This is a genomic window from Mesorhizobium intechi, from assembly GCF_002879535.1.
In the GTDB taxonomy this organism is placed as follows: Bacteria; Pseudomonadota; Alphaproteobacteria; order Rhizobiales; family Rhizobiaceae; genus Mesorhizobium; species Mesorhizobium intechi.
In genome coordinates this window covers 1-11,810 of sequence record NZ_PNOT02000311.1, presented here as the reverse complement: position 1 = coordinate 11,810, position 11,810 = coordinate 1, and the positions used below count along the sequence as shown (strand labels likewise).

The following is an 11,810-nucleotide window of genomic DNA, read 5'->3' as shown; positions in this document are numbered from 1 at the left end:
GCCCTGCGCCGCTCAAACGGCAGGCGATGAGAAAACCGCCGATCGAAGCGCAGAAGCCGGAGAAGACATAGGTCATGAACACGGTGCGGCGCACGCGGATGCCGGCATTGTGGGCCGATCGCCTGGAGCCGCCGACCGCCAGCACATGCCAGCCCGGCCGCGAGCGCGTCAGCGCGATATGGGTGACGATGGCCAGGATGATGGCCAGCCACACCGAGACCGACAGGCCCCAGAAAGTGCTGTCACCGATGAAGTCGAGCACGTCGGATGTGGCGGTCGAAAGCTGCACGTCCGCGGCATAGGTGGTGACGAGAATGTCGAACAGTGCCCGGCCGAAGATGAAGGTGACCAGCGTGGTGAGAAAGGCGCGCAGCCTGAGGTAGCCGACGAGGTAGCCGTTGATGGCGCCGAATACGAGGCCGGTGGCGAGAGAGGCGACCATCGCCAGCCAGATCGACTGTTCGAGGATGAAGAAGACGTAGACGGCGGAGAAGCAGGACAGCGCGAAGATCGAGCCGACCGAGAGATCGATGCCGCCGCCCAGCATCACCACCGTCATGCCGGTGACGACCATCGAGAATTCGCCGAGCTGGCGGGTCGATTCCTGCAGCGCGTTCAGCTTGAAGAAGCCGGGAATGACCGAGCCGAAGGTCGCCAATGTCACCACCAGCGCCAGGAAGGGAATGGCGTTGTCGGTCCAGCGCTTGGTCAGGATCTCGCCGACCAGATGGTCTGGCACGAGGTTGTAGCGCCAGGACTGCAGGCGTTCGCGTAGGGACATTGGTTTCCGTTGATCACGAGAAAGAGGTGGCCGAACTTATCCGGCCACCTCGTAGAATCTATTCGACCCGCGTGGCTTACTTCGCCGTCGCCTCGGCCTGCAGCGCCTTCAAATCCCAGCAGCTGTCGGGCTTGAGGTCGGCCTTGGTCGTCGCCTTCTCCAGCGTGTAGATGTAGGTGTGCGAGGTGCCGGCCGGCTGGCCACTCTGCAACAGGAATTTGATGATGGCGTTCATGTCGCCCGACTGGCGGGCAAGATCGGTCATCACCACGGCGCCATAGGTGCCGTCGGCCAGCTTGTCGCAGTCGGCGGTCTTTTCACCACCGCCGGTGGTGACCAGAAATACCTTGCCGTCGAGCTTGGCGTCGCGGATCGCGGCGGATGCGCCGGTGGCGTCGCCGTCCCAGAAGTCGATGATCGAGCAAATGTCCGGGTTCTGCTGCAGCATCGTGGTCGTCACGTTGCGCGAGGTCGTGGCGTCCCAATTGGAGTCGGGCTTGGCCACGACCTTGAAGTCGGGATGCTTGTCCAACACCTTCATGATGCCGGCATACTGATAAAGGCTGGAAGAGTTCGCCTGGTCACCCTGCACCAGGCCGATCTTCTTCGACGAGTTTTCACCACAGCCCTTGATCGCCGCTTCGGCCTCGAGCTGACCCAACCGGTCCCAGTCGCTGCCGACGAAGGCGTCGGCCGGGAAGTTGGCGGGGTTGTCGACCAGAAGCACGTAGGTGCCGGCGGCCTGCGCCTTTTTCATCAGCTTGGAATAGGAGTTGAGGTCCGGGGCGTGGATGATCAGCACGTCCGGCCTGGTGTCCGACGAGATGGCATCGGTGATCGCCTGCGCGCCTGCGTCCACCACCCAGTTCGGATCGCGCGTCTCGAAGGTGCCGCCCCAGGCCTCGACCTCCTTCTTCAGATAGTGCGCCCAGCCCTGCGCCAGGTCGAAGCCCATCGCCAGCGGCACCAGCATGACCCGCTTGCCCTTCAGCGCCTGTGCGTAGGCCGCCGGGCCTGGATCGTCGGCGGCGAAGGTCGGCACCACGAAGGCGGTAACGGCGAGCGCCGTTGCGGCGGCCATAAGTGTCTTGATCAGTCTCATGTCACGTCCTCTGGTTCGGTTTTCATTGCCGGCCGATCGTCGCGATCGCGCCGGGTACCCCTGAGCAGATGGGCGAGCCCATCTGCTCTAAATGTCACCCTGCTGCGCGGTCTGTTCGTCGCGCGGGTTGATGATGCCGTCGACAATGATGGCTCCCAGCAGGATCGCCGCCTTGATGAGGTTCTGGTAGAGCAGCGGAATGTCGATAATGGTCATGGCGTTGAGCAGGATGCCGATCAGCGCCGCCCCCACCAGCACATTGCGCACCCCGCCCCTGCCGCCCGACAGGCCAATGCCGCCGATCACCGCCACCAGCACGATGTCGTAGAGCAGCGTGGAATTGACGACGCGGGTGTTGATCGAATGCAGGCTGGCCGCGGTCAGCAGGCCGGCGATCAGCGCCACGAAAGCGGAGAGCACGTAGCGCAAAACCAGCATCGGCCGCACCGGAATGCCGATGTTGCGGGCGGCGACCGGATTGTCGCCGGCGAAGTAGATATAGCGGCCCCATTTGGTGAAGCGCAGGAACAGGAAGAACAGGAAAGCCAGGCCGGCGAAAACGAACACCTCGATCGGGATATCGAGAAAGCGCAGGCCCCCAAGCAGCTCGACCCAATGGCCCTGCGGCACCGGCACAGCGTCCTGCGTGATCAGTTGCGAGCGCACATAGCCAAAGACGAAGGAGCCGGTTGCCAGTGTTACGAAGATCGCCGGCACGTCGGCATAGGCGACGAGAAAGCCGTTGAGCAGGCCAATGGCGAGCACGCCGGCCAGCACGTAGGCGAAGGCCACCCCGTCCGAAGTGCCGGTGTTGAGCAGTTGCAGATACCAGGCGACCGACATCGCCATGATCGCCACGGCCGACAGGTCGATGCCGCGCCCGATGATGACGACCGCCATGCCGAGCGCCAATATGCCCAGCACCGACACCGACCTGACGATGGCGACGAGGTTGTTGGGGTCGATGAAGCCGGGCAGGCCGATGGCAGCTGCAACGAACAGCATCACTGCGATGGCAAAGACAATGCCTTCCTGATTCAGGCTCCTGGGATTTAGCCAGCCGATCGCATTCATGTGCGTTTGCCCCGATGGCAGCGCTGCCATCCCGAAAGCAAAAGCTAATCGGCTCTGCGCTAGTTCGTCAAATGAATCCGCGTTCAGAACGCGGCGTTATGCCAATATTCGCCGAGTGGACGCATCGATTGCCAAAACTGGCGCAATGCCCGGAAACTCCTGCACTTTTGGCAATCGATTGCATCAACGCGGCCATCCGCGAAAGTGCCGCATCGAGGCGAATGGATGAGGCGGAATTTATCTTCGCATCAGGCGAGAAAATCCGATTTTCAATTCCCCGCGGCGTGGCCGGAAACCTCGGCGCCCGCAGTAGGCGGCAGCACCAGAAAACGCAGCGCCGCCACCAGCCCGATAGCACCGATCACGAAAAAGGTGATTCGAAAATCGACGAGGTCGAGCGACGGTTGGGCCCTGGCGATCTGCGAGAGGTTGAGGATCGCCGCCGCCACGGCGACGCCGAACAGCATCGCCACCTGCTGCAGCATCGAGGACAACGTCGCCGCCGAACTGCGCTGCGCGGCGTCGATATCGGCGAAGGCCAGCGTGTTGAGCGCTGTGAACTGCATCGAGCGCGACAGGCCGGCGATCAGCATCAGCACCACCACCAGTGCCTGCGGCGTCTGCGGCGAGATCACCCCGCAAGCCATGATCGAGGCCGAGGCGATGATGCCGTTGATCACCATCACCGAGCGGAAACCGAAACGCCGCAGCGTTGGCGTCGTCACCGTCTTCATGCCGAGATTGCCGAGGAAATAGGCCAGGATCATCAGGCCGGCTTCGACAGGCGAGAGGCCGAAGCCGAGCTGGAACAAAAGCGGTAGCAGGAACGGCGTGGCGTTGATCGCCACCCGGAAGATGGTGCCGGCGGCAAGCGTCGAGATGGCGAAGGTCAACACCTTGAACGAGGAGAGGTCGAGCAGCGGATGCGGAGCGCGCCGCAGATGCCGCACTGCCAGCCAGCCGATAACGACCCCCGCCGCGATCAGCGCCGTGGTCGGCAGCACGCCATCCTCGGGATGCGCGATGCGCTCGAGGCCGTAGAGCAGGCAAGCGAGCCCAAGCGACGTCAGGAAAAATCCCGGCCCGTCGAGCGGCTTCGGGTCCGCCTCGCGATCTCCCGGGACGAAGCGGGCGACCAGCACCAGCCCGATCAGCCCAAGTGGGATGTTGATGAAGAAATTCCAGTGCCAGGACAGAGTGGTGGTGATGAAGCCGCCAAGCACCGGACCGACCACCGGCGCGAACAGCGCCGGCCAGGTGATCAGCGCGGTAGCGTTGAGCAGCTCGGATTTCGACGCATTGCGCAGGACGAGAATGCGGCCCACCGGCGTCATAAGCGCGCTGCCCAGCCCCTGCACGGCACGTGCGGCAACGAATTCAGTCAGATTTTGCGAGAAGCCGCAGGCGAGCGAGGCCAGCGTGAACAGCGCGATGGCCAAGAGGAAAATGTTGCGCGCGCCGAAACGGTCGGCGAGCCACCCCGACAGCGGCACGAACACCGCCATCGTCAGCATGTAGACGGTGATGCCGATGCTCATCGCCACCGCGGGCACGCCGAAGGACTGGCCCATCTGCGGAAGCGATGTCGAAATGATCGTCGAATCGAGCAGTTGCATGAAGAAGGCGATGGCAACGATCAGCGCCACGCGCCGCGCATTGGTGGCCGTTTCCGGCAAGGCCTCAGTCTCGGGAATGGCAGTCATGTCGGTCCGGTTTGAACAGCATTTAGCCGGCGGCGTCCAGACACAGCGCAACAAACTTTCGTGTCGCGTCGCGGCCTGCTATGGGATGGGCGAGGTGAGAAGGTGCGCGCGTAAAATGAAGCCCATCTATATCGACTATCTCAATGCCCTCGACATCGAAGCGCTTGCTATGACCGATGGCGAAATCATCGCCGCGGTCGAAGCTGGCCTCGTCGCCCAGGGCAAGGGCCAGACGGTGATCGAGCCGCGCGTCCATCTCGAACCGGACCCATCCTTCCATGGCCATTTCAATGTCTTGCGCGGCTATGTGGCGCCGCTCGACACGGCGGGCGTGAAAATCGTCGGCGACTATGTCGACAACTACCTGCACGGCCTGCCCTCGGAATTCGGCATCCTCAATCTGTTTGATCCACGCACCGGCACGCCGCGCGCCATTCTCGACGCCACCGTCATCACCGACATGCGCACCGGTGCGGTCACCGCGATCGGCGCCAAGCATCTGGCGCGCAAGAATTCGAAGGTGCTGGCCCATGTCGGCGCGCGCGGCACCGCCTACTGGAACGTGCGGCTGCTCGACCATCTCTTCGACTTCGATGAAATCCGCGTCCATTCGCGCCGCCCGGAAAGCCGTGATGGCTTTGCGGCCAAGCTCTCCGCCGATCTCGGCAAGACGGTCACGGCCGTAGCCGACTGGAAAAGCTGCGTCGAGGGCGCCGACATCGTCGTCGAGGCCTCACGGCTGCCGCAGCCACAACCGCTGCTCAAGACCGAATGGATCAAGCCCGGCGCGCTGGTGGTGCCCTATGGCACGATGAGCGCGGTGGAGCTGTCGCTGACCGACATCATGCAGAAGATGGTCGTCGACGATTGGGGCCAGTGCAAGGGCGGCAAGTTCGGGTCGCTGCGCGCCCATGTCGAGACGGGACGGCTCAGCGAAAAGACGCTGCACGCCGAACTCGGCCAGGTCGCCGCCGGCCTTAAGCCGGGCAGGCAGAGCGACGACGAGACCATCCTGTTCTGGCATCGCGGCCTGTCGCTCTCCGACATTGCGCTGGGCAAGGCGATGCTCGCCAAGGCAGGAGAAAAAGCCATCGGCCAGAGGCTGCGTTTCGCATGAGCGCGCTGGTCCTCACCGGAGCCGGCGTCTGTGTCGGTGATGTCGCCACCGTCGCCCGCCAGGCGCGCAAGGTAGAGATCGGATCCGAAATCATCGGCAGGCTGGAGAAGGCGCGAAAGGTGCTCGACCAGGCCGCGGCCTCCGGCCAGCAGATCTACGGCCTGAACACCGGGCTTGGCGCCAATCTAGGCACCTTCGTCGAAGGCGACGCCAGCGCCTTCCAGCGCCAATTGCTGCAGGGCCGCAGCGGCGCGGTCGGCGAAACTCTGCCGGTAGAGGCCGTGCGGGTCACCATGGTCGCCCGCGCGTCGATGCTGTCGGCTGGCGGCTCCGGCCTGTCGCCCATGGTCTTCGTCGCTCTGGTCGAGGCGCTGAATGCCGGCGTCCATCCGGTGATGCCGTCGCTCGGCTCGATCGGCGCCGGCGACCTCGTGCTGATGACCGCGCTTGCTCGCCTGCTGATCGGCGAAGGCGAAGCCGACTATCAGGGCCGGCGTATGCCGGCGGCCAAGGCGCTGATGATGGCCCGCCTCGCGCCGATCAGCCTGGCTCCCAAGGATGGACTGTCGCTGATCAACGCCTCGGCGGTCTCCGCCGGCAGCGGTGCCCTCGCGATAACGGATGCGCTGTCGGCGCTGGCCCAGCAGCAGCAGGCCGGCGCGCTGACCATGGAAGGTTTTGGCGCCAACCGCACCATCCTCGATCCGCGCCTGCAGATGGCGCGGCCGGCTGCCGGACAGCAGGAGGCGGCGAAGGCCTTGCACGACCTTCTCGCCCGCGACGAACTGCCGGCGCCCACGACGATACAGGATCCGTTGTCGATCCGCTGCATGCCGTCGATCCACGGCGCGCTGATCGAGGCGATCGGCCAGGCAAGGAGTGCTGTCGAGATCGAACTCAACGCCGCCGCCGACAACCCGCTGGTGATCGGCGACGACGAACTGGTGATGTCGACCGGCAATTTCCACACGGCCTCGCTCTCGCTTGCCTTCGAGACGCTCGGCCTGGCCATCGCGCAATGCGCCGCTGCCAGCGTTGCCCGCTTCATCCAGCTCACCGGTTCGGGCCGCAACGGCTTGACCAAATATCTGTCGCCCATCGGCGGCGCCTCGGCCGGTTTCGTGCCGCTGCAGAAGACGGCGACATCGATCCTGGCTGCCATCCGCCACAAGGCCAATCCGGTGATGCTCGACTTCCTGCCCGTTTCGGAAGGCGTCGAGGACCATGCGACCCAGTCGCCCTTCGCCGTTTCGAAATGCGCCGGAATGATCGCGCTGTGGCGGCGGCTGATCGCCTTGGAATTGATGGCCGCCGCCCAAGCCGTCGACCTGCGTGAAGGGTTGACGCTGGCGCCGCGCACTGGCGCGATCTATGCGGCGGTGCGCGCGCATGTATCGATGCTGAAAGACGACCGGCCGCTAGGGACCGACGCCGAGGTGCTCCACGCCATGCTCGCCGACGGAGCGTGGCAAGGCGCTGCGGCGGTCAGCAAGGAAATCGAATAATCAGCTCTTTGCGTCTAACCTTTTCATGAACAGGCCGAGCTCGGCTGGGTCCATGTGCACGACGTGCCTGTCCTCGGGATAGGCGCCGCTGTTGACGTCGGCGACATATTCGGAGAACGCCGCCACCCGCTCCGCCTGCAGCCGATCATACTCGGCGGCGAAGTTGCGATAGACCTTGGAGTGGCGCGGCATATGGCCCCGGTTCTGGCCGAGGATGTCGTCGGCGAACAGATATTGGGCGTCGCAGCCGGTGCCCGCCCCCATCGACAGCATAAGCAGCGAGGTGCGCTCGGAAATCGCCTTGGCGACCTCGACCGGCACCACTTCGATCTCGGCGCCGACGGCGCCGGCGGCCTCAAGCAGCTTCACCGCCTCGAAAACCTGGAGGGCAATGTCGGCGGTCTTGCCGACCGCCTTGAAGCCACCGGTCCAGGTGGCACGCGACGGAATGAGGCCGACATGGCCGATGACCGGGATGGCGTCGTCCGCCATGCGCTTGATCGTGGCATAACCGGCACTGCAATAGACCGCGTCGGCGCTTGCCTTGTAGAGCCGGAAGGCCCAGCGCACGAAATCATCCGCCGTGCCGATCTCGAAGAAATTCTCGCCCGGCATGGTGAACAGGCTGGGCGCGGCATCGCGATACTGCGGGTTGAGCACCAGTTCGGGTGGCACCGAGACGATATCGACCCCTGCCCGTTCGGCGGCCGCCGCCTCGTCCAGGTTCAGCACGCGCAGCATGGTCAGTTGGCGCTTGCCCTTCATCGCGCGCAGATCGGCAACGGTCGGTCTCTTTCGGCTCATTAAAACGCCCCCTCTGTGATGCTGGATCAGTTGCAGCGCGTCAAACCTGGATCATCACCTTACCGGCCTCGACCTTCACCGGATAGGTCGCGAGATTGACGCAGACCGGCGCGCCCTTGGCGGCACCCGTCTTGTAGTTGAAGCGGCCATTGTGCTTGGGGCATTCGATGATGTCGTCCATCACCAGCCCGTCAGCCAGATGCGCCTTCTCGTGCGTGCAGTAGCCGTCGGTGGCGAAGAATTCGTCATCGGGCGAACGGTAGATCGCGAAGGTCCGGCCGCCATGGTCGAAGCGGATGACATCCTCTTCCTCGACATCGTTCACCGCGCACGCTTCAACCCAATCGGCCATCTCGATCTCCTGCAAAATTCGCAATCGCTATTCGGCCGCAGCCGAGATATCGACCTCGTGGAACTCGCCGCGATAGGGCCTGGCCGTCGGCGGCAACTCGCGCTTGAGATAGAAGTCCTCGTATTTCAGCTGGCGCAGCAGGACCGGCCAGACCTCGCGATAGGCGTGCCACATCGACGGGTTCGGTTCGGGCAGATCGTGTTTGATCAGCTCATGCAGCCTGGGCAGTGCGTGGTACGGCACCATCGGGAACATGTGATGTTCGACATGGTAGTTCATGTTCCAGTAGATGAAGCGGCTGATCGGGTTCATGTAGACGGTGCGGGTGTTGAGCCGGTGGTCGACGACATTGTCGGCCAGCCCAATATGCTGCAGCAGGCCGGTCGTCACCATGTGCCAGGTGCCGTAAAGGCGCGGCAGGCCGACCAGCACCAACGGGATCCATGACCCCAGCGCGATCGCGAAAGCGATCGTCGCAACGTACACGGCCATATGCCAGCGGGCGACGATGACAGCCTTGCGCTGTTCCATCTCCGGGATGTAGCTCTTCTCCTCCTCCGACAGCGTGCCGGAGGCCTGGCGCACCAGCGTCGGCAAAGAATAACGGAAATCGAGAATGCCGGTGAAGGCCAGCGCCGCCTTCAACAGGTCCGGCGGGCGCATGACCGCGATCTCGGCGTCGCGGCCGACGATGATGGTGTCGGTGTGGTGGCGGGCATGGCTCCAGCGCCATTGTACGGGATTGCGCATCAGCATGAAGGAGGCGATGTGGTAGACGACGTCGTTCATCCAGCGCGTGCGGAAGGCCGTGCCATGGCCGCATTCGTGCCAGCGCGAGTCGCTCGACGAGCCGTAGAGCACGCCATAGACGAACAGGAACGGCACCACCCACCACGAGCCCCAGAACCAGACGATGCCGGCAGCCGAGCCGAGGATGGCGGCGAGCCAGACAATGGTGTCGCGGATCGCCGGGCCGTCCGAGCGCTGCATCAATTCCTTCATCGCCTTGCGCGGCACGTCGGTGTGGTACCATTCGGCCGACGCCAGTCCGGTCTCGATCGCCCTGCGCGTGCTTTCGCCGACCAGGCTGTAGTCGCGCTTCGTCTTGGCTGCCGTCGTCATCGTCACCTCCCGCGCGGCACCTAGAGGCCGTTGGCGCGGAATTTCCCGTCGAGGAATGTTTTCGCACGCGGCACGTCATCCTCGGTCAGATGCTCGATGATGACGGGGATGTTCGGGTGCTTTTCGCTGAGCCGCTTCAGGTAGAGATCATAGTTGAGCGAGCCGAGGCCAGGCGCCGGCAACTCGATCTCGCCGACGCCGCGGAACGTCAGTCCCTCATGCGCGTCCTGGTCGCCGATATCGGCATGCTTTTCCGACTTGTCGGTGCCTGAGCGCTTCACATCCTTGGCATGCGCGATCCGGATCTTGTCGGTCAGCGTGTCGAACACCTGGTTCAGCACCTGGTCCATGCGGTCGATGTTATGCGCCTCGAAGTAGTTGGTCGGGTCCATCAGCAGGCCGAGGCCGGGATGATCGACATGCGCGAACATCCTCACCGTCTCCTCGACCGAGCCGACGACATTGTTGACGTAGGTTTCCAGCAGGAAGACCGCGCCATGGTCATAGGCGGTCTGGGCAAGGTCCGAAATCACCTTGCGGCATTCCTCGAAACCTTCCTCGGTCTTGTTCCTGGGGTGATGCACCCAGTCGGACTCGGTGTTGTAGGTCCCGGTCTCCGAGATCACGTAGGGCGAACCGAATTCGCGCGCGTTTCGGATGATTTCCTTGAGATAGCCGACGCGCTTCTCGCGCTCGGCTTTGTCGGGATGGACGATGTTGGTGTAGCCGGAGAGGCAGCAGACCGGCAGATTGTGATCGCGGAACGTATCACGCACCTTTCGGGCTTTGTCCCTGGTGATCTGCCCGGCGGTGAGATCGATATCCCGGAAATGCAGATCGAGCTGCACGGTGTTGAAGCCGAGCGCGCGGATGCGCCTGGCCGCCTCATTGAGTTCGTAGGGAAAGTAGCCGGTGAAGATCCCTGCCTGCATCATGATGTGAACTTCTCCCGCTAAGCGATTCAACCGCCACGCCTTATTGCGCGGTCCCGCGTTCAGTTGGTCGAAATTTCGGAAAGCCTGACGGTGCGGCCTTCCGCCATCGAGCGGTAGCCGGCCTCGACCAGCGCCATGGTCTTGACGTTGTCGGCGACCGAGAGGGCCGGTGGCATGCCAGTCTTCACCGCATATTGCAGTTGCTCCATCACGCCGATGAAGGCGTGCGGGAACCACATCGTGTCCCAACTGGGCGTCACCCACTCACCGCTCGTCGTCTCCGTCGAGGCATAGGTCAGCGTCGAAGCGACGCCCGTCGGCCAGCCGATCGTGCCCTTGGCGACACCCTTGGTGCCGTCGACACGCCAGTTGATGTGCTGGTCATCCTGATAGCCCTCCTGTCGCGGCCCGGACCAGACATCTTCCAGAGAAACGGCAAGCACCCCGGAGGCGAAGCGCAATGTCGACACGGTGATGCCGTCCGAATGCTCGAAAGCGGTGCGCGGGTCCTTGCGCGTCAGCGTCGTGATGTCCTGGGGATCGCCGAACAGGAAGCGCAGCACGTCGAGATGGTGCACGCTCATATTGGCGAGCGTCAGCCGGTCATAGTCCGCGAGGAATGCCTGCCAATGCGGGATTGCATGCATGTCGATCTGCGCGAAGACGATGTCGCCCAGTGCGCCGCTGCCGATGATCTGCTTCAGCACGCGCATCGACTGGTCGTAGCGCATGTTCTGGTTGACGGAGAGGACTTTGCCCGACTTGGCGGCTTCGTCGCGCAGCTTGACAGCCTCCTCCACCGACAGCGCCAGCGGCTTCTGCGCCAGGATAGCCTTGATGTGTGGCTGTTTCAGCGCATGACGGATGAGCGCCGGTTGCTGGTCGGGCGGAAAGGCAAGGTCGACGATCTCGACCTTGGAATCTTCGATCAATTGCTCGGGCGTATCGCGAACGATCGGAATGCTCCAACGCCTGGCAACCTTCTCGGCGCTGGCCTTCGTCCGCGAGGCGATCGCAACCACCGGGAACCCGGCTTGCGCATAGGCGGCCAGATGGCATTCGGCCATGATCATACCCGCACCGACGCAGCCGATGCGGTATTCCCTGCTGCGAACCTTCACATCCGGTTCGAAATCGTTGCCTGCCATCCATTCCTCCCTGGAGGACAGCATATAGCGCCACACCTTGCCGGTCAGCCAAGGCAAGCACCATCATTTCCCATCACCGTCGCCGGCGGCGACACCGATCACTGGGGAGCTTTCGCCAAAACGAAGGTCACACCAATTTGCGTGCTTCCCTGGGACTGGCGGTTATT

At 63.5% G+C, this 11,810-nt stretch carries 11 protein-coding genes; 2 read left to right on the top strand and 9 right to left on the bottom strand.

The genetic code is table 11. The features are described 5' to 3' along the window. The 4 genes from C1D09_RS26535 to C1D09_RS26520 form a co-directional block, all read right to left on the bottom strand. Nucleotides 1-781, bottom strand: a 781-nt coding sequence (locus tag C1D09_RS26535) for an ABC transporter permease (RefSeq protein WP_143977022.1), incomplete at its 3' end; no start/stop codon positions are given. 76 nt (nt 782-857) lie between these two features. Further along, nucleotides 858-1,883: a sugar ABC transporter substrate-binding protein gene (locus C1D09_RS26530; RefSeq protein WP_143977021.1), complete on the bottom strand. Its 1,026-nt coding sequence runs from the start codon at nt 1,881-1,883 to the stop codon at nt 858-860. Between the two features lie 87 nt (nt 1,884-1,970). Then, nucleotides 1,971-2,957 carry an ABC transporter permease gene (locus C1D09_RS26525; RefSeq protein ID WP_143977020.1) on the bottom strand — a complete coding sequence of 329 codons (987 nt, stop codon included), beginning with the start codon at nt 2,955-2,957 and terminating at the stop codon, nt 1,971-1,973. A 269-nt stretch (nt 2,958-3,226) separates the two neighbouring features. Then, nucleotides 3,227-4,660, bottom strand: coding sequence for a DHA2 family efflux MFS transporter permease subunit (locus tag C1D09_RS26520; RefSeq protein ID WP_143977019.1), 1,434 nt, complete (start codon nt 4,658-4,660; stop codon nt 3,227-3,229). 115 nt (nt 4,661-4,775) lie between these two features. Between C1D09_RS26520 and C1D09_RS26515 the strand changes: the two genes are divergently transcribed. Together C1D09_RS26515 and C1D09_RS26510 are read left to right on the top strand one after the other, a co-directional pair. Then, entirely contained in the window at nt 4,776-5,777 is a 1,002-nt protein-coding gene (locus C1D09_RS26515; protein WP_143977018.1) for an ornithine cyclodeaminase family protein, read from the top strand. Further along, the gene (locus C1D09_RS26510; RefSeq protein WP_143977017.1) at nt 5,774-7,282 is read left to right on the top strand and encodes an HAL/PAL/TAL family ammonia-lyase; all 1,509 of its coding nucleotides are present in this window, start codon (nt 5,774-5,776) and stop codon (nt 7,280-7,282) included. The genes C1D09_RS26515 and C1D09_RS26510 overlap by 4 nt, the downstream gene beginning before the upstream one ends. Here C1D09_RS26510 and C1D09_RS26505 read toward each other — a convergent pair whose 3' ends face one another. Genes C1D09_RS26505 through C1D09_RS26485 form a run of 5 tightly spaced genes read right to left on the bottom strand, consistent with a single transcriptional unit; the run spans nt 7,283 to nt 11,643 of the window. Beyond that, nucleotides 7,283-8,086 (bottom strand): 3-methyl-2-oxobutanoate hydroxymethyltransferase, encoded by an 804-nt coding sequence (locus C1D09_RS26505; RefSeq protein WP_143977016.1) that lies wholly within the window; start codon nt 8,084-8,086, stop codon nt 7,283-7,285. 40 nt (nt 8,087-8,126) lie between these two features. Beyond that, entirely contained in the window at nt 8,127-8,438 is a 312-nt protein-coding gene (locus C1D09_RS26500) for a MocE family 2Fe-2S type ferredoxin (protein WP_143977015.1), read from the bottom strand. 27 nt (nt 8,439-8,465) lie between these two features. Further along, the gene (locus C1D09_RS26495) at nt 8,466-9,560 is read right to left on the bottom strand and encodes a fatty acid desaturase family protein (protein ID WP_143977014.1); all 1,095 of its coding nucleotides are present in this window, start codon (nt 9,558-9,560) and stop codon (nt 8,466-8,468) included. A gap of 20 nt (nt 9,561-9,580) precedes the next feature. Further along, the gene (locus C1D09_RS26490) at nt 9,581-10,495 is read right to left on the bottom strand and encodes a sugar phosphate isomerase/epimerase family protein (RefSeq protein WP_143977013.1); all 915 of its coding nucleotides are present in this window, start codon (nt 10,493-10,495) and stop codon (nt 9,581-9,583) included. A 59-nt stretch (nt 10,496-10,554) separates the two neighbouring features. Next, nucleotides 10,555-11,643 (bottom strand): Gfo/Idh/MocA family protein, encoded by a 1,089-nt coding sequence (locus C1D09_RS26485; RefSeq protein ID WP_143977012.1) that lies wholly within the window; start codon nt 11,641-11,643, stop codon nt 10,555-10,557. Between the last annotated feature and the right edge of the window lie 167 nt (nt 11,644-11,810).